This window comes from Burkholderia sp. NLJ2, assembly GCF_049487195.1.
In the GTDB taxonomy this organism is placed as follows: domain Bacteria; phylum Pseudomonadota; class Gammaproteobacteria; order Burkholderiales; family Burkholderiaceae; genus Burkholderia; species Burkholderia pyrrocinia.
Genome location: NZ_CP137810.1, coordinates 1,271,562 through 1,289,869, shown reverse-complemented (window position 1 = coordinate 1,289,869; position 18,308 = coordinate 1,271,562). Strand labels below are relative to the sequence as shown.

The 18,308-nt window shown below is 64.0% G+C and carries 16 protein-coding genes and 3 pseudogenes; 12 read left to right on the top strand and 7 right to left on the bottom strand.

Going from position 1 to position 18,308, the window contains the following annotated elements:
• Positions 1-24 precede the first annotated feature (24 nt).
• The 8 genes and pseudogenes from R9B84_RS28080 to R9B84_RS28045 form a co-directional block, all read left to right on the top strand.
• Positions 25-495, top strand: a pseudogene (locus R9B84_RS28080) (RNA-guided endonuclease InsQ/TnpB family protein); the annotation flags it as partial.
• A gap of 97 nt (positions 496-592) precedes the next feature.
• Complete coding sequence (locus tag R9B84_RS28075) at positions 593-1,687, top strand: IS5-like element ISButh5 family transposase (protein ID WP_423759388.1); 1,095 nt, start codon at positions 593-595, stop codon at positions 1,685-1,687.
• Between the two features lie 162 nt (positions 1,688-1,849).
• A pseudogene (locus R9B84_RS28070) lies at positions 1,850-2,596 on the top strand (RNA-guided endonuclease InsQ/TnpB family protein); the annotation flags it as partial.
• A 334-nt stretch (positions 2,597-2,930) separates the two neighbouring features.
• Complete coding sequence (locus R9B84_RS28065) at positions 2,931-3,437, top strand: sugar dehydrogenase complex small subunit (protein ID WP_423763237.1); 507 nt, start codon at positions 2,931-2,933, stop codon at positions 3,435-3,437.
• Entirely contained in the window at positions 3,437-5,056 is a 1,620-nt protein-coding gene (locus tag R9B84_RS28060) for a GMC family oxidoreductase (protein ID WP_423763236.1), read from the top strand. The genes R9B84_RS28065 and R9B84_RS28060 overlap by 1 nt, the downstream gene beginning before the upstream one ends.
• Positions 5,057-5,058: 2 nt before the next feature.
• A complete protein-coding gene (locus R9B84_RS28055) occupies positions 5,059-6,336 on the top strand; it encodes a c-type cytochrome (RefSeq protein ID WP_423763235.1) in 1,278 nt (425 codons plus the stop codon).
• Between the two features lie 190 nt (positions 6,337-6,526).
• A complete protein-coding gene (locus R9B84_RS28050; RefSeq protein WP_423763234.1) occupies positions 6,527-6,946 on the top strand; it encodes a DoxX family protein in 420 nt (139 codons plus the stop codon).
• 63 nt (positions 6,947-7,009) lie between these two features.
• Positions 7,010-8,113, top strand: coding sequence for a porin (locus R9B84_RS28045; protein WP_423763233.1), 1,104 nt, complete (start codon positions 7,010-7,012; stop codon positions 8,111-8,113).
• A 215-nt stretch (positions 8,114-8,328) separates the two neighbouring features.
• Here the strand turns inward: R9B84_RS28045 and R9B84_RS28040 are convergent, their stop codons facing one another.
• A complete protein-coding gene (locus R9B84_RS28040; protein WP_423763232.1) occupies positions 8,329-8,523 on the bottom strand; it encodes a hypothetical protein in 195 nt (64 codons plus the stop codon).
• An 86-nt stretch (positions 8,524-8,609) separates the two neighbouring features.
• Here R9B84_RS28040 and R9B84_RS28035 point away from each other — a divergent pair, with 86 nt between their 5' ends.
• Positions 8,610-9,539, top strand: coding sequence for an aminoglycoside phosphotransferase family protein (locus R9B84_RS28035; RefSeq protein ID WP_423763231.1), 930 nt, complete (start codon positions 8,610-8,612; stop codon positions 9,537-9,539).
• 89 nt (positions 9,540-9,628) lie between these two features.
• A complete protein-coding gene (locus R9B84_RS28030; protein ID WP_423763230.1) occupies positions 9,629-10,030 on the top strand; it encodes an NUDIX domain-containing protein in 402 nt (133 codons plus the stop codon).
• A 149-nt stretch (positions 10,031-10,179) separates the two neighbouring features.
• Here the strand turns inward: R9B84_RS28030 and R9B84_RS28025 are convergent.
• The 3 genes and pseudogenes from R9B84_RS28025 to R9B84_RS28015 form a co-directional block, all read right to left on the bottom strand.
• Positions 10,180-10,721: pseudogene (locus tag R9B84_RS28025) on the bottom strand (cysteine hydrolase family protein).
• Positions 10,722-10,953: 232 nt separating this feature from the next.
• The gene (locus tag R9B84_RS28020; protein WP_423763229.1) at positions 10,954-12,273 is read right to left on the bottom strand and encodes an MFS transporter; all 1,320 of its coding nucleotides are present in this window, start codon (positions 12,271-12,273) and stop codon (positions 10,954-10,956) included.
• Positions 12,274-12,315: 42 nt separating this feature from the next.
• Positions 12,316-13,500, bottom strand: coding sequence for a M20 aminoacylase family protein (locus R9B84_RS28015; RefSeq protein ID WP_047903075.1), 1,185 nt, complete (start codon positions 13,498-13,500; stop codon positions 12,316-12,318).
• A 182-nt stretch (positions 13,501-13,682) separates the two neighbouring features.
• Between R9B84_RS28015 and R9B84_RS28010 the strand changes: the two genes are divergently transcribed.
• Positions 13,683-14,585, top strand: a complete 903-nt coding sequence (locus R9B84_RS28010; RefSeq protein ID WP_423763228.1) for a LysR substrate-binding domain-containing protein — start codon at positions 13,683-13,685, stop codon at positions 14,583-14,585.
• Between the two features lie 210 nt (positions 14,586-14,795).
• Complete coding sequence (locus R9B84_RS28005) at positions 14,796-15,116, top strand: pyrimidine/purine nucleoside phosphorylase (RefSeq protein WP_047903077.1); 321 nt, start codon at positions 14,796-14,798, stop codon at positions 15,114-15,116.
• Positions 15,117-15,203: 87 nt separating this feature from the next.
• Here the strand turns inward: R9B84_RS28005 and R9B84_RS28000 are convergent, their stop codons facing one another.
• The 3 genes from R9B84_RS28000 to R9B84_RS27990 form a co-directional block, all read right to left on the bottom strand.
• Positions 15,204-15,539, bottom strand: a complete 336-nt coding sequence (locus R9B84_RS28000; RefSeq protein ID WP_423763227.1) for a hypothetical protein — start codon at positions 15,537-15,539, stop codon at positions 15,204-15,206.
• Positions 15,540-16,057: 518 nt separating this feature from the next.
• A complete protein-coding gene (locus tag R9B84_RS27995; protein WP_423763226.1) occupies positions 16,058-17,845 on the bottom strand; it encodes a chloride channel protein in 1,788 nt (595 codons plus the stop codon).
• Between the two features lie 20 nt (positions 17,846-17,865).
• Complete coding sequence (locus tag R9B84_RS27990) at positions 17,866-18,279, bottom strand: MarR family winged helix-turn-helix transcriptional regulator (RefSeq protein WP_423763225.1); 414 nt, start codon at positions 18,277-18,279, stop codon at positions 17,866-17,868.
• Positions 18,280-18,308 lie beyond the last annotated feature (29 nt).

Below are 18,308 nucleotides of genomic sequence, written 5' to 3'. Positions count from 1 at the left end.
GCGGCGTAAGGATACAATGGCCGGATGCAACGATTCCAGGCTTTCATGTTCGAACTGATGCCGGCTGACGAGCAGCGGCGCGACATGTGCTGCTACGCCGGTTCATGTCGGTTCGTCTACAACAAGGCTCTAGCGCTGCAAAAAGAGAACTATGAAGCAGGAGGCAAGTTTATCGGCTATGTGGCGATGGCCAAACGTCTCACTGAATGGCGCAATGACCAGGAAACAGGCTGGCTGAAGGATGCTCCAGTTCATGCTTTGCAACATTCACTTAGAAACTTAGAGCAAGCTTACAAAAATTTTTTCGCCAAACGATCGGCGTTCCCGTGCTTCAAGAAAAAGGGGAGTCGGGATAGCTTCCGCTACCCTGATCGCAAACAGATCAAGCTGGATCAGGTCAACAGTCGTATCTTTTTGCCGAAGCTGGGCTGGATTCGATATCGCAACAGTCGAGATGTACTGGGCGAGGTGCGAAACGTCACGGTATCCCTTAGCAGGCTGTTGAAATTGAATACGGTGTAAACGGGCCCTGAGGGCGGTGCGTTAGAGATATCGTGTTCATGAACTTGGGCAGACGAGAGCGATGCGCGGAATGGACGAGATGCAAGAACCGCTGTTCACGACGGTGAAGCTGGAAGACTTCGTGCCGGCCGATCACCCGTTGCGGCCGCTTCGGCTGCTGGTCAATCAAGCGCTGAAGCGACTCAATGGGCTGTTCAGCACGATCTACGCGGACAGCGGCCGAGCATCGATTGCGCCCGAGAAACTGCTGCGTGCGCTGCTGTTGCAAGTGTTTTACTCGGTGCGCAGCGAGCGCATGCTGATGGAACAGATGCGCTACAACCTGCTGTTCCGCTGGTTCGTCGGCCTCGCGATCGAAGATGCCGTCTGGGATCACTCGGTGTTCTCGAAGAACCGCGATCGTCTGCTCGAGCATGAAGTGGTCGAAGCGTTCTTTACCGAAGTCATGAGCCTGGCCGACAAGCAAGGGCTGCTGTCCAGAGAACACTTTTCGGTCGATGGCACGCTGATTCAGGCGTGGGCCAGCCACAAGAGCTTCCGGCCCAAGGATGGCTCGGACGATCCGCCGGCCGGCGGTGGCCGCAATGTCGACACCGACTGGAAGGGCAAGCGGCGCAGCAACGACACGCATGAATCGAGTACCGATTCGGACGCGCGGCTGTTTAGGAAGAGCAAAGGCACGCCGTCCATCCTGTGTTACCAGGGGCACATCCTGATGGAGAACCGATCGGGCTTGGTGGTCGGCGCAGTGGTCAGCCACGCTGACGGTTTCGGCGAACGAGCGAGTGCGTTGCGCCTGCTCGATTGCGTACCGGGTCGTCACGCCAAGACGCTCGGGGCCGATAAGGGTTACGACATGCGTGACTTTGTCCGGGATTGCCGAGCGCGCAAAGTGACGCCACACGTTGCGCGCAACGACGCGCATCAAGGTGGCAGCGCGATTGACGGCCGCACCTCGCGGCACGTCGGTTATGGCATCAGCCAAGTGATTCGCAAACGCATCGAGGAGCACTTCGGTTGGGGCAAGACCGTCGGCAGGATTCGACAGACCGCGTATCGCGGCATCAAACGAGTCGACCAGCACTTCAAGCTGACGATGCTGGCGAGTAACCTGACTCGAATGGCCCGAATACTGGCAGCGGTGCCGCAGGGAGCGATGCGATGAGCCGCCCGAGCGCGGCCATTGCGTGGCAACGCACCAGCTGGCCCGCTCGCCAGCGGGGCATCCGGCACGATACGTCTGCAACTCAGCGGCCAATCGCATACGAAACCTTTCTAAATAGCACCCCGGTCGTCAAAACGAGGCGCTTTTCAACAGCCTGTTAGGGCGGGAAGATGGTTTGTTTCGGTTCAAACCGAGCGTCGAGTTGAGAACCCGGTGCCACAGGCCACCAGTGCCATTGGGGTCGACGTTGGCGTTACTCGTTTCGCCACATTCAGTGACGGCACGTTTGTTTCCCCGGTCAATAGCTTTCGACGCCATGAGGCTCAATTGCGACGTGCTCAACAGTCTTTGAGCCGCAAAACGAAGTACAGCAACAACTGGAAGAAGGCGAAAGCCAAAATTCAGCGCCTCTATTTCCGCATCGGCAATGTTCGCCGCGACTTTCTGCACAAGGTTACGACCACAATCAGCCAGAACCACGCGATGGTGTGTGTCGAGGACCTGCGAGTGCAGAACATGTCGGGATCCGCGGCAGGCAGTATCACAAGACCAGGCAGGAATGTCAGGGGCAAGGCTGGTCTAAACAAATCCATTCTTGATCAAGGATGGTTCGAGTTCCGGCGTCAATTGGAGTACAAGCTGACGTGGAGCGGCGGTTGGCTTGTCGCCGTACAACCACAGAACACGAGCCGGACATGTCCGCGTTGTGGTTACATTTCGCGGGACAGCCGAGTGACGCAAGCGCGGTTTGTTTGTGTTGATTGTCGTTTCGAGGAGCACGCCGACGTGGTCGGCGCACTCAATGTGCTGGCGCGGGGGCACCGCGTTGCAGCCTGTGGAGAGAGGGTGCGGTTGGGCCGCTCTGTGAAGCAGGAACCCACTGAAGTGACTGTACGGCTCATCGTATAGCACCGTAGGAATCTCATGCCCGGCTACGTAGCAGGCTGGCCGAGGGAAGGGAGGATGCCAATGCACGCGATTCTAACCGACGGTCATGCGCACGCATCGTCGCGCGCAGTCGCAGTGTGTCGCCGTCATGCGACACCGGTGCGACCGCCGCAGATTTGTCGCGTCGACGACACAAAAATGCAGCGAAATGTCGATTGTCTCGGATTGCGGAACATTTAATGGACTATAAAAAGATTGTTCGATCCGATTTGTGCGCGTACATTTCAGGTCCGCGCCGAAGTTTGAGAAATATCAAGCGTGGTTTTCCCGAATCCGGCGTTCGAGAGAAGGAAACATGCACAACGACAACACCCCCCATTCGCGTCGCGATGGCGACGCAGCCGCAACCGGCATCACGCGGCGTCAATGGCTGCAGGGCGCACTGGCGCTGACCGCGGCGGGCCTCACGGGCTCGCTGGCGTTGCGGGCCCTGGCCGACGATCCCGGCACCGCGCCGCTCGATACGTTCATGACGCTCTCCGAAGCATTGACCGGCAAGAAAGGGCTGAGCCGCGTGCTCGGCCAGCGCTTCCTGCAGGCATTGCAGAAGGGCTCGTTCAAGACGGCCGACAGCCTGCCGCAACTCGCCGGCGCACTCGCGTCCGGCTCGCTGAATCCCGATCAGGAAGCGCTCGCGCTGAAGATTCTTGAAGCGTGGTATCTCGGCATCGTCGACAACGTCGTGATTACCTACGAAGAAGCATTAATGTTCGGCGTCGTATCCGATACGCTCGTGATCCCTTCGTATTGCCCCAACAAACCCGGCTTCTGGGCCGACAAACCGATCGAGAGGCAAGCCTGATGGCCGATACCGATACGCAAAAGGCCGACGTCGTCGTCGTCGGTTCAGGTGTCGCAGGCGCGATCGTTGCACACCAGCTCGCGATGGCGGGCAAGTCGGTGATCCTGCTGGAAGCCGGCCCGCGCATGCCGCGTTGGGAAATCGTCGAGCGCTTTCGCAACCAGTCCGACAAGACCGATTTCATGGCCCCGTACCCGTCGAGCCCGTGGGCGCCGCATCCGGAATACGGCCCGCCGAACGACTACCTGGTCCTGAAGGGCGAGCACAAGTTCAACTCGCAGTACATCCGCGCGGTGGGCGGCACGACGTGGCACTGGGCCGCGTCGGCGTGGCGCTTCATCCCGAACGACTTCAAGATGAAGACCGTGTACGGTGTCGGCCGCGACTGGCCGATCCAGTACGACGACCTCGAGCATTACTACCAGCGCGCCGAGGAAGAGCTCGGCGTGTGGGGCCCGGGCCCCGAGGAAGACCTGTACTCGCCGCGCAAGGAGCCGTACCCGATGCCGCCGCTGCCGTTGTCGTTCAACGAGCAGACGATCAAGAGCGCGCTCAACGGCCATGACCCGAAGTTCCACGTGGTGACCGAGCCGGTCGCGCGCAACAGCCGCCCGTACGACGGCCGGCCAACCTGTTGCGGGAACAACAATTGCATGCCGATCTGCCCGATCGGCGCAATGTACAACGGGATCGTGCACGTCGAGAAGGCCGAGCAGGCCGGCGCGAAGCTGATCGAGAACGCGGTCGTCTACAAGCTCGAGACCGGTCCGGACAAGCGCATTACCGCAGCGGTCTACAAGGACAAGTCGGGCGCCGACCATCGCGTCGAAGGCAAGTACTTCGTGGTCGCCGCGAACGGCATCGAGACGCCGAAGATCCTGCTGATGTCCGCGAACCGCGATTTCCCGAACGGCGTCGCGAACAGCTCCGACATGGTCGGCCGCAACCTGATGGACCACCCGGGCACCGGCGTGTCGTTCTACGCGAACGAGAAGCTGTGGCCGGGCCGCGGCCCGCAGGAAATGACGTCGCTGATCGGTTTCCGCGACGGCCCGTTCCGCGCGACCGAAGCCGCGAAGAAGATCCACCTGTCGAACATGTCGCGCATCAACCAGGAGACGCAGAAGATCTTCAAGGGCGGCAAGCTGATGAAGCCCGAGGAGCTCGACGCGCAGATCCGCGACCGTTCAGCGCGCTACGTGCAGTTCGACTGCTTCCACGAAATCCTGCCGCAACCCGAGAACCGCATCGTGCCGAGCAAGACGGCCACCGACGCGATCGGCATCCCGCGCCCCGAGATCACGTACGCGATCGACGACTACGTGAAGCGCGGCGCCGTGCACACGCGCGAGGTCTATGCGACGGCCGCGAAGGTGCTGGGCGGCACCGAAGTCGTCTTCAACGACGAGTTCGCGCCGAACAACCACATCACGGGTGCGACGATCATGGGTGCGGATGCACGCGACTCGGTCGTCGACAAGGACTGCCGCACGTTCGACCATCCGAACCTGTTCATCTCGAGCAGCTCGACGATGCCGACCGTCGGTACGGTGAACGTGACGCTGACGATCGCGGCGCTCGCGCTGCGGATGTCGGACACGCTGAAGAAGGAAGTCTGACCGTGCGGAAATCTACTCTCACCTTCCTCGTCGCCGGCTGCCTCGCGCTGCCGGGTCTCGCGCGCGCGGCCGACGCAGCCGATCCGGCGCAGGTCAAGCGCGGCGAATACCTCGCGATCGCGGGCGACTGCATGGCGTGCCATACCGCGAAGGGCGGCAAGCCGTTCGCGGGCGGCCTCGGGATGCCCGTGCCGCTGCTCGGCAAGATCTACACGAGCAACATCACGCCCGATCCCGATACGGGCATCGGCAACTGGACGTTCGACGACTTCGAGCGCGCGGTGCGCCACGGCGTCTCGAAGAACGGCGACAACCTGTACCCGGCGATGCCGTACGTGTCGTACGCGAAGATCAACGACGACGACGTGCAGGCGCTGTATGCGTACTTCATGCACGGCGTCGAACCGGTCAAGCAGGCGCCGCCGAAGAACGAGATCCCCGCGCTGCTGAGCATGCGCTGGCCGCTGAAGATCTGGAACTGGCTGTTCCTGAAGGATGGCGTGTACCAGCCGAAGCCGGCGCAGAGCGCCGAGTGGAACCGCGGCGCGTACCTCGTGCAGGGCCTCGCGCACTGCAGCACGTGCCACACGCCGCGCGGCATCGCGATGCAGGAGAAATCGCTCGACGAGACGGGCGGCAGCTTCCTGTCGGGCTCGGTGCTCGCGGGCTGGGACGGCTACAACATCACGTCCGACCCGAATGCGGGGATCGGCGGCTGGACGCAGCAGCAGCTCGTCCAGTACCTGCGCACCGGCAGTGTGCCGGGCGTCGCGCAGGCGGCCGGCCCGATGGCCGAGGCGATCGAGCACAGCTTCTCGAAGATGACGGAAGCCGACATCGGCGCGATCTCGACGTATATCCGCACGGTGCCGGCCGTCGCCAGCGGCGACGCGAAGCAGTCGCGCTCGTCGTGGGGCAAGCCGGCCGAGGACGGCCTGAAGCTGCGCGGCGTCGCGCTCGCATCGTCGGGCATCGATCCGGCGCGGCTCTATCTCGGCAACTGCGCGACCTGCCACCAGATGCAGGGCAAGGGCACGCCGGACGGCTATTACCCGCCGCTGTTCCACAACTCGACGGTCGGCGCACCGAATCCGACCAACCTCGTGCAGGTGATCCTGAACGGCGTGCAGCGCAAGGCCGGCAGCGAGGACGTCGGGATGCCGGCGTTCCGCCACGAGCTGTCGGATGCGCAGATCGCCGCGCTGACGAACTACCTGACCGGGCAGTTCGGCAATCCGGCCGCGAAGGTGACCGAGCAGGACGTCGCGAAGCTGCGTTGACGCGGCGCGCGACGGCGCAGCAGGGCAACGTCGAAGCAGCGCGGCATCGAACAAGAGGAGGAGCACAGCACATCGGGCGGACCCCGATGCCGGTTGTTGCAGAGCGGGGCGGGCGGCGCAGGCGGCTGTCCGTCCCGGTTCATTGGCAATCCGGTGCGCGTGCCGCGCATCGTTTTCGTTGATCGACACCATGACACCGAATCAACCGTTTCTCGCGTCCCAGCGCGATGTGCTGCTGCTGCTTTCCCGGATCCTGCTCGTGATCCTGTTCGTGATGTTCGGCTGGAAGAAGATCGTCGACTTCCCCGGTACCATCGCGTTCATGGGTTCGGAAGGCGCACCCGCGCCGATCATGTCCGCCGCGATCTCCGTCGCGATGGAGCTGTTCGGCGGGATCGCGATCCTCGTCGGCTTCCAGACGCGCCCGCTCGCGCTGCTGCTCGCGCTGTATACGATCGGCACCGGCATCATCGGCCACCACTACTGGACGATGACGGGCGGCGAGCAGATCAACAACATGATTCATTTCTACAAGAACATCGCGATCACGGGCGGCCTGCTCGCGCTCTGCGCAGCGGGCCCCGGACGTTTTTCGATCGATCGCGGATAAGCAGACCCGGGGCGCGTGCATGGGGCGCGCGCTGGAAGGTCGAGATTCCGAGGGGGCATCATTTTGCGACTCAAACATTTCGCATGGCTGATCGCGGCCGCCACGCCGGCGGCCGCTTTCGCACAGACGAGCGTGACGCTGTACGGCCGGGTCGACGGCGGCATCGAATACCTGAACCACATCGCCACGGCGAACGGCAGCAAGTCGCGCTGGAGCGCGGAAAGCGGCGATTGGGGCACCAGCATGTTCGGGCTGAAGGGCATCGAGGATCTGGGCGGCGGGTTGTCGACGGTCTTCAACCTCGAAACCGCGTTCCAGGTGATGAACGGCCAGACCGGTGGCGGCCGCATGTGGTCGCGGCGCGCATATGTCGGGCTGAAGAGCGATACGTGGGGCCAGCTGCAGGCCGGCCGCAACCTGTTCATCGACAGCGACGGCGTGTGGGAATTCGATCCGTTCGTGCAGCAGGCGTTTTCGTCGGCGTCGCTCGTGCGCGGCCGCAACTGGCAGCAAAGCAGCAACAACATCGAATATCACAGCCCGGTGATCGGCGGCTTCGACGTGCAGGCGCAATACGCGTTCGGCAACCAGTCGCGCGGCTTCAACTACGGCGCGGCCGACGATTTCGGCCGCTCGGACGGGATCATGATCTCGTACCACTCGCCGGTACTCGACGTGCGCGGCATCTACGACGAACTGCGCGACAACAACGGCAAGTTCAGCAACATCTTCACTGCGTCGCGCGAGTATTTCGTCGGCGCGAACGTGAAGGTGTCGAAGTTCAAGATCCAGGGCGCGTATACGCACTACCAGGCACCGGACAGTCCGGCCGGCGTCGCCGATCGCGCGGATCACTACTGGCTCGGCGCGACCTACACCGCGACGCCGCAGTGGGCGGTGACGGGCGGCGGATATTACGTGAAGGTCGGCAGCGGCGGCGGCGATGCGTCGCACGATCCGTCGGGCCACGCGATCATGTACGTGCTCGGCACTACGTACAACCTGTCGAAACGCACATTCCTGTACGGCACGGCCGCGTATGCGCGCAACGGCGGCAACTCGAACTTCTCGCTGCTCGCGACGCCGCGCGACGCGACGTCGGGCACGAGCCCGCTGACGGGCGAGTCGCAGACGGGTGCGTATGTGGGGATGATGCATACGTTCTGAGTGGGAAGGGTTGCATAGGCGAAGGGCACGGACGGTGAAGGTCCGTGCCTTTTTGCGTTGATGGGGTTTGTCTGATCGTTGCGGTACACGAACACGTGGTCACGTGACGCTATATGGGCCGCAACGAGTCTTCGTCCACGGCTTTGGGGCCAATCATCCATTCAACAGTTGGCGTTGCGCTACCCATAAAGTACGTTCGGTAAATTTACATTCGCTCAAGTTTTTGCCGGGCCGCAAACGCTGGAGCGAGTCACCTCGACCACCCAATTCGGCGAAGCGGCGGCGGTGACGTCCTTCAGCCGACATGAGTCGAGAATCGCGACGACGGCGCCGCAAGCGTTGCGCCGGGCAATCAGTCCTACGGCCAACGCCAATTGTCGAGACCAGATCGCAGCATTTTTGAGTTCCATGAAACCGACACGTAGTCTTCTCCCGACTAATGGATCGTTGTGTAACCTTGATGCCCTTGGCAACGCTTACACGGAATCTTTTTCACATGAAGGATCTGGCCGCATTGGAAAAACTCGTCCGAGTTGACGACCTTGGGATGGTTGTCGAGCGGGATGGCACGTTCGTCGCCGAAGGTCGTACCTCGCATGGACGGGTGTTCGTCAAGGCGACGATGGATAAAGCGGCGTTCGACCGGCACTGCGAAATCCTGGGGGCGCTCGAAGCGAGTTCTTTCGCACCGAAAATACTGGGGAAAGCCGCTTGGGGGGAGTATGCGGTAGTCGTCCTGAGCGCCATTCCAGGCAATCGCCTTGATCATGTTCTGAACAATGCGGAGCAGGTAACGAAGCTGCGGCTCGCCGAGGCTGCAGGCTCGGCTTTAGCGCAGCTTCATCGCGCGATCACGCCATCCCGCTTGTTGGGGATGAAGTTCTGGCAGCAGCGTGACGGGACGCTGGAACGCCTCGTCGCGTGGCGCGTTCATCTTGAGGGGATGGTTTCGAAGTGGATGTCACGCCTAAACCAGACTGCCCCGGGTTACCCTGAATACCGTGTCCAGTTGGATAGGCTTCTACATTTCGGCACTGATCTGCGTGAGCCGTCCGATATCCGGTTGCTGCATTGCGACTACATCGGAAGAAATATCCTGGTCGACTCGGGCGATCGCGTTTCCGGAATTCTGGATTTCGAAGCCGCGCGCATTGGAGACTCAGCCTATGATCTGGCGAAGATCGTCTGGGTAGATATGGATTTTTCCGACGAAGCGCTGCGTAGTGCCTTTCTCACGGGCTGGGAGAGTACGTACGGTGAGCAGGTTCCTCGAAGCGCGTTTCTCTATTATGTTGGGGTGCAATGCTTGGCGGCCATCGCGTGGACGGACAAGAACGCACCACTCGACAACTCGAATGTATTTCGATCAACGGCGATCCGGACGTTGCGCGAAGTGGTTCAGGAGTTACAGTCGACTGTCGGTTGAAATGTTGTCGGGTTGGGGCCGTTCCGGTCAGAAAAATCATCGTGCAAATCAGGCGCAAGGTACTGGTCTATCTTACGTGGCGAGATAGATTGCTCACTTTTACGCAACCCAGGTTCCCGGAAGCCGGGAGGCAGGTGGTTGCCGGCACGATGAACCAGGGAGAAATGCCGGTAGCCGCCGCGCTACGCGAGCTTCGCGAAGAAAGTGGCATCGACGATGCCCGAGTCGTGCGTGTTCTCGGCGACTACTTCTATTCGATGAGGGCATTCGGCAGAAGCGAGATTCAACACCGGCATGTCGCGGTGAGTGACGCTATTGCTATGAGGACGCACTGGACGCATTTCGAGGTCGATCCAAGTTCTGGTGGCGAGTCCATTGAATTCAGCTTCCAGTGGCTTCCCCTTTTTGGAACGGAATTCGCGCTGATCGGTGGACACGATTTCTTCTTACCCATGCTGAAACACTTCATGCGCGAGCATTCGGACGCGTGATTGAACAGAGACTGAAACATGAAGGTTTGCATTGTAGGCCCGTCGGTCGCGACACATCATCGTGCATCGAAGCAATGCGTGCGGCCGGTCTTTGCTGAGGCCGTTGCAAGGTCTGCCCCTTTGCATTGCGGTCTCACCAGCGTCGTCCATCAGAATCCGCACGCCTCAGTCGTCGTCAGCGTTGCGAACGGGCCATCGAGCGTCGCATTGTGATGCGCAACGATCCGCTCGGCCGGCAGTGCCGGCGTGTCCATGCAGGTGTGCGCGTCGATCACGAGCACGGCGCGAAAGCCGAGATCGGCGGCCGCGCGGCAGGTCGTATCAACGCAGTACTGCGTCTTCATGCCGGTGACGACGAGTTCGCCGATGTTGGCCGCACGCAGCCATTCGGCGAGGCGCGTACCCGCGAAGCAGCTCGGCCGGGTCTTGTCGAACACGGTGTCGCGCGCGGGATCAATCGCGAGTTCCGGCAGCGCGCCGTGAGCGGCGAGCCGGGCGCAATCGGCGAGCCGGCGGGACCGGTATGGCGCACCGCGAACACGGGCGCGCCGGCGTCGTGCGCGCGGCCGATCAACCGGTTGACATTAGCGAGCACACGTTCGCCGTCGTGCGGACGATCGGAACCATGAAACAGCCCGACCTGCATGTCGACGACGAGCAGCGCGCGTTTGGGGGAAGGGGCTTCGGGCATCGCATTCTCCTGAGTGACCGGCACGGACGGAGAAGCGGCAAGACCCCGTCCGGAACCGGCGGGGCCTGTGAGGAATCGGTGGCGCTACGACCTTGCGCGCACTCGCCGCACGAGCCCGCCAAAGGCGGTCGTGCGCGTCGTGGTCAAAGACGTGGTCGTGGTGTGGCGCATGGAGCGATCATGCATGATGTGCGCGCACCGCGTCAATCGCGTGCCGCGCATCGGCTGCCGCTCAGTCGAGCGCCTTCCCGGCCTTTTCGTCCATGCAGCGTATCGCGAGCAGCGTGAACGCGCCGCAGCCGATCGCATACCACGCAGGCGCGTTCGGGTTGCCGGTTGCCGCGATCAGCCACGTGACGAAGAACTGCGCGAAGCCGCCGAAGATCGCGACGCCGACGCTGTACACGAGCGCGCCTCCGGTCGCGCGCACCGCACGCGGGAACAGTTCGCCGAGCACCGCGCCGGTCGCACCGACGTTGATCGCATGCACGATCGACAGCGCGGCGATGATCGACAGCAGCGACGCGGCGCCCGGCCAGCGGTTCAGCGCGATGAACGCCGGGTAGACCGCGGCCATCAGCACGATGCGTGTCCACCAGATGATCCGGTTGCGCCCGTACACGTCGGACAGATGGCCGCCGATCGGCGTCACGAGCATCAGGATCGCACCGGCGACGCAGCCGGCCGTCATCGACAGCCAGGTCGGCAGGTGCAGCACCTGCACGCCGTAGATCGCCATGTAGAACACGATGATGTAGTGGATCGACGTGCCGCCGATCGTCACGCCGAGGCCCGCGAACACGGCCTTGCCGTGATGGCGCAGCACGTCGGCGAGCGGCAGCGACGCGACCGGTTCGTCATGCGCGACGGCGGGTGCGGCAGCCGGCACTTCCTCGACGGTGCGGCGCAGCCAGTAGCCGAGCGGCACGAACAGCGTGCCGATGATGAACGGCACGCGCCAGCCCCAGCTTTCGAGCTGCGCGGCGCTCAGTGTCGACGTCAGCGCGACGCCGGTCAGTGCGCCCGCGAGCGCGGCGAGCCCCTGGCTCGAGAACTGGAACGACGCGTAGAAGCCGCGCCGATGCTGCGGCGCCTGTTCGAGCAGCAGCGTCGTCGATGCGCCGACTTCGCCGCCCGACGCGAACCCCTGCAGCAGGCGCGCGAGCACCAGCAGCAGCGGCGCGGCGAGGCCGATCTGCGCGAAGGTCGGCGCGACCGCGATCGTCGCGGTGCCGAGCGCCATCAGCAGCAGCGTCAGGATCATCGCTTTCTTGCGGCCGACGCGGTCTGCATACATGCCGATCACGAGCCCACCGAGCGGACGCGTGACGAAGCCGACGCCGAAGCTCGCGACCGCGAGCATCAACTGCCCGAACGACGAGTGCACCGGAAAGAACAGCTTGCCGATCAGGATGGCGAAGAAGCTGTAGACCGTGAAGTCGTAGAACTCGAGCGCGTTGCCGACGGCGGCGGCCGCGATCAGCCGGCGTTTCTTCGCGGCGGCGCGTGCATCGGCCGGCGTGCCGGCGAACGGAAGGGCAGACGTTTCCATGGGATTCCCCCGGTAAGCGCGAAACTGCGTGATGAAGGGCCGTCAGGCCGCGAGCCAGGCTTCGGCGACGCGAACCCAGTAGCTCGCGCCGATCGCGAGAATGTCGTCGTTGAAGTCGTAGCCGGGGTTGTGCACCATGCAGCCGCCCTTGCTGCCGATCCCGTTGCCGATGAACGCATAGCAGCCGGGGCGCGCCTCGAGCATGAATGCGAAATCCTCGCTGCCCATCAGCGGCGCGGCTTCGGTTTCGACCCGCTCGGCGCCGAGCATCCGGCGCGCGATGTCGGCCGCGAACGCGGTCGGTTCCGCGTGATTGACGAGCACCGGGTAGCCGTAGTCGTAGTCGACTTCCGCCGTGACGCCGAAGCTTTCCGCCTGGCCTTTCACGAGCGCTTCGATGCGGCGCGCGAGCAGCGCGCGCACGTCGGCGTTCAGCGCACGCACCGACAGCTTCATCACGACGGTTTCGGGAATGATGTTGAACGTCTCGCCGGCCTGCACGCTGCCGACCGTGATCACGGCAGCGTGCTGCGCATCGACTTCGCGCGCGACGATCGTCTGCAGCGCGACCATGATGCTGCCCGCGGCCGACATCGGATCGCGCGCGAAGTGCGGCATCGCGCCGTGGCCGCCGACGCCGCGCAGCGTGATCGTCACGCGGTCGGCCGACGCCATCGCGGCGCCGGTGCGGAAGGCCATGTCGCCGGCCGCGCGGCCCGGCATGTTGTGGATCGCGAAGATCGCGTCGCACGGGAAGCGGTCGAACAGGCCGTCGTCCATCATCGCCTTCGCGCCGCCGAAGTTTTCCTCCGCCGGCTGGAAGATCAGGTTCAGCGTGCCGGAGAACTGGCGCGTCGCCGCGAGGTGGCGCGCCGCGCACAGCAGCATTGCGGTGTGGCCGTCGTGGCCGCACGCATGCATCTTGTTCGCGTGGCGGCTCGCGTACGGCAGGCCCGTGGCTTCCGCGAGCGGCAGCGCGTCCATGTCGGCGCGCAGCCCGACCGTGCGCGTGCCTTGTCCTTCGCGCAGCACGCCGACGACGCCCGTCTTGCCAATGCCGCGATGCACTTCGTAACCCCAGCCGGCGAGCAGCTCGGCGACGAGATCGCTCGTGAGCGTCTCTTCGAACGCGAGTTCGGGATGCGCATGGATGCGGCGGCGCACCTCGACGAGCTCGGGGGCGATCGCGGCGATGCCGGGGATGACGGGGTTCACGGCTTGCAGCATGGTCTCTCCTGTGGGGCAGGCGGGGCGTTTGACGTGCATATGACGAGACAGCATATAAATTTCTTTTGCGTACCAGAAGCTGATAAATTGCTTTGGTGCACACCACCGGTTGCCGCTCGGGAATACCCTGAACCGGCGCGCACGGCCGGGCACAGGGTTTCCACGGATCACGCATCGCCGCCATGAAATACCATCAGCTGAAAGCGTTCGTCACCGTCGCGGAGGAGGGCAGCATCCGCGCGGCCGCGCGCCGCCTGAACGTGTCGCCGGCGGCGCTGACGAAGGCGGTCAAGGAGTTGGAGATCGCGCTCGGTGTATCGCTCGTCGTGCGCACCGCGCGCGGCGTGCAACTCACCGCATTCGGCCAGCAACTGCAAGTGCGTGCGCGGCTGATCGTCGCCGAAATGCAGCGCGCCCGCGACGATATCGAGCAGGCGCAGGGGGCGCTGACGGGCTCCGTCTCGGCGGCGATCACGCCGGCTGCTGCGGTGACGATCCTGCCCGATGCATTTCGCGCGTTCCGGCGCCGCTTTCCGGTGGCGCGTGTCAACCTGATCGAAGGGTTTCCGGGTGTCGCGCTGCCGCGCCTGCACGACGGCTCGCTCGATTTCGCGGTGATCGTCGTCGTGCCCGAACTGCTGGCGGCCGAGTTCGATCATGCGGAGCTCTATGCGAGCCGTTCGCTGATCGTCGCGCGCAACGGGCATCCGCTCGCGTCGGCCACGTCGCTTGCCGATCTCGTCGACGCCGACTGGCTGATGAATCCGTCGCCGGAAAGCTCGACGCAGGCACTGTTCAATTCGTTCGTCGCGTACGGGCTGCCGGTGCCGGCGCGCGTCGTCGAATGCCCGAGCTTCGGGCTTGCGCACAGCCTGATGACGGGGTGCGACCTGATCGCATCGATGCCCGAGCAACTGCTTCAGGGCGAGTGGGCACGCGATCAGTTGACGGTGCTGCCGATTCGCGAGCGTTTGCCGGCTGTGTCGGTGCAGGTCGTGACGCGTCGCGACAGCCCGCTGACGCCGGCCGCGGCGATGCTGCTCGATTGCCTGCGCGATTCCGCGCGACGCAAGGGGCTGCGGTGAGCAGGTATCTGCGGGAAGCGACCGTCATCGCATAGTCATCCTGACGATCTGGCGCACGGCGCTGCCATCGTTTGACGGGCACGATGCCTTGCCCGGCGGACGCACAGTTCCGGCGCACGCCGCGCGAGCCGGTATCATAGCGGCCGGCCCGCCGCTCCGGCCGGCCTCCAACAACATCGCCATCCGACATCCAGCAATCAGAGGCATCACATGACCACTGCAACCCAATTCGACAACGTATCGGTCGTCAAGCGCGCGAACGTCTATTTCGACGGCAAGTGCGTGTCGCATACCGTGCTCTTCCCGGACGGCACGCGCAAGACGCTCGGCGTGATCCTGCCATGCGCGCTCAACTTCGGCACGGACGCGCCCGAATTGATGGAAGTGCAGGCCGGCAAGTGCCGCGTGAAGCTCGACGGCAGCAGCGAATGGCAGACCTACGGCGCCGGCGAATCGTTCTCGGTGCCGGGCAAGAGCCGCTTCGACATCGAAGTGCTCGAGACGCTCGACTACGTCTGCAGCTACCTGTAAGCGCAGGCGGCAGCAAAAGAAAAGCCCCGCCGAAGCGGGGCTTGTCGCAAGCGGATGGCGCAAGGCCATCCGGAGCGCCTGTTCTCGTTACAGGCAGGCGTTGATGTCGCCGGCCGACGACGCATCGCCGCCGCGGAAACCGACCCAGGTCTTCGCGTTTGCGGCGTTGCCCGGGCGCACCACGGCGGCGGCGCCGTTCGGCGGCTGCTGACCCGGTGCATAAACGGCCATCGCGAGGCCATTCGCGAGTTCATACTGCGACGTCACTTGTTGCTGCGACTTGTCGGCCCAGGTCTTGGCGATGCACTGCGCCACCTGGTCGGCGGGTTTCTGGCTTTGCCCCACGTTCTGCAGGGCAGAACCGGCTGCATGAGCAGAAAATGCCACGGTCAATGCGATGAGCGGTAAGTATTTCGCGTTCACGTTATCTCCCTCGAGTCGTGATTGATTGAGTGGGATGCGCAGCAGTACTGCGTGCTAATGAGATCGCGTCGGACAAGCACGGTTCCGGCTATTCCGAAACAAGTTGTTAACGCGCTTGCCAAGCGGTGGCTGCGGTGCTGTGCGCTTTGCTGCGGCACGGCATGCATCGTGAGCGGCCCGTCGATGGACGGGTGACGCGGCAACGACGTCATGCGTTGCCCGGTCGGCGCGCTGCCCGATGATGTGGTGAGGTGACGGTCGCGGCGTGCGGCATGTGTCTGCATGCTGCGCCGCGACTCTTTATCTGATTCTGATCGCGAATTGGAATGGCTGAATGTGTTGGCCCCGTCGCATGGGTACCATCATGACAAACTTTCGTCGGTTGGATTGTTAACCAACTTTAAACGCGGGAAGCAGCGGAAAGCGATGCGGTGCGCGAGACGCGCGCCGCATCGTGCAGCGAGGTGAGGCGCGATGATGAAGCGGTGCGCGGCGCGATACCGCGCACGCCGGCTGCGTCAGCCGGCCTTGCGCGTGCCGATGTCGCGCAGGTTGACCGGGACGATCGGGCGAAAGCGCTCGCGCTTGTGTTCGTCGTCGAAATGCTGGAGCGCGGGCTTGATCAGGTCGCTGCGCGACACGATGCCCGTGATGCGCAGCGATTGCGCGTCGTCGACGACGGGCAGGCGTTCGAGGCCGAGCATCGCGAGTCGCGATGCGACGACGCGGCACGTTTCGTGCGCAAGCGCGACGGCGGGCGCGCGGTTGGCGAACGCGCCCGAGATCGGCGTGTCGGCCGCGGCATGTGCGCGCTGCGCGTCGAGCGTCGCGCGATCGACGAGACCGAGCAGGCGGCCGTTCTGCACGACCGGATACGCGCGGTGCGTCTGCTTCGCGCCGAAGTACTGCGACTCGACGGCATCGAGCGTCGACGTGCCGTCGATCGCGACGAGCCGGTCGGCGGACGTCATCACTTCGCCGATGTCATGCCGCTCGAGCGGATCGACACCGTATTCGCGGTAGATGTGATAGCCGCGGCGCGCGATCTTTTCCGTCATGATCGAGCGCTTCATCACGATGGTCGCGAAGCCGTGCGCGACGAGCGTCGCCGCAAGCAACGGCAGTAGCGCGTTGGCGTCGTGCGTGAGGCCGAACGCGAACACGATCGCGGTCAGCGGGGCGCCGAGCGTCGCGCCGAGCGTCGCGGCCATGCACACGAGCGGCCACAGCGCCGGATCGCCGCCCGGCAGCACCGGCGACAGCACGGTGCCGAGACCGGCGCCGAGCATCAGCAGCGGGGCGAGCACACCGCCCGACGTACCCGAGCCGAGCGCGATCACCCACATCACGGCCTTCACGATCAGCAGCGCGAGCGCGATCTTCAGCGCGATGTGCTGGTGAAGGAGGTCGCCGATCACGTCGTAGCCGACGCCGAGCGCGCGCGGTTCGAGCCAGCCGCCGATGCCGATCACGATCGCGCCGAGCGCGGGCCACCACATCCAGTGCACGGGCAGCTTCGCGAAGGTGTCCTCGACGCGGTACAGCGCAGCCGACAGGCCGCAGGCGAGCATGCCCGACAGCAGGCCCGCGACGATGCACGACAGCAGCGCGACGGGTGTCGGCGCGGCCGTGGCGAGCGGAAACAGCGGATCGATGCCGAAGAACAGCGCGCGTGCGAAACCGGCAACTGCGCACGCGAGTGCGACGGGCAGGAAACTGCGCGGACGCCATTCGAACAGCAGCAGTTCGACCGCGAGCAGCACCGCGGCGACCGGCGTGCCGAACACGGCCGTCATGCCGGCGGCCGCCCCGGAGACGAGCAGCGTCTTGCGCTCGGCGGCGGTCACGTGCACGCACTGCGCGATCAGCGAGCCGAGCGCGCCGCCCGTCATGATGATCGGGCCTTCGGCGCCGAACGGGCCGCCGCTGCCGATCACGACGCCGGACGACAGCGGCTTGAGGATCGCGACCTTCGGCGACATGCGGCTCTTGCCGAACAGGATCGCCTCGATCGCCTCGGGAATGCCGTGGCCGCGGATTTTTTCCGAACCGAAGCGCGCCATCATCCCGACGATCAGCCCGCCGATCACCGGTACGACGATCGCCCATGCGCCGAGCGTGTGGTTCGCCGGAGAGCGGTCGGCGAACGAGAACTGCTGGAAGAAGAACAGGTTCGTGAACAGGTGGATCAGGCTCAACAGCACGAACGCGGCAAGCGTGCTGAGCAGGCCGATCCCGGCGGCGAGCAACGCGATCCTGGGCAGGCGTTCGTTGGTCGAGAAATCGCGTTTGTGCGGTGCGTTCATTGAAGTGGCGAAAGCAAGGGTCAGTAATCGATCTGGGGAACCTGGAACGTGCCCTTGAGCGACTTCAGCTCGGCGCGATGCATCGCCGCGAGGCGTGCGAGCAGCGTCTCGCCGGCTTGCTCGAGGTGGACCTCGACCTGCCGGCGGTCCGCTTCGCTCGTCTTGCGCTTCACGAGCCCGAGCGCTTCGCAGCGCGTCACCAGCGCGACGACGCCGTGATGCTGCGCCTGCAGGCGTTCCGCGAGCTCGCCGATGGTTGCCCATTCGCGATGCGGATAACCCTTGATGTGGAGCAGCAGCAGGTATTGCAGCGGCGTCACGCCTTCGCTTTGCGCGGCGCGTTCGGAGAAGCGCTCGAAGCAGCGCATCTGGTAGCGGAACTCGGACAGTTGCTGGAAATCGCTTTTGTTCAGCGCGCGTCGGGTATCGTTCATCGAGGTCGGTCGGACAGGCGGTTTCGGAA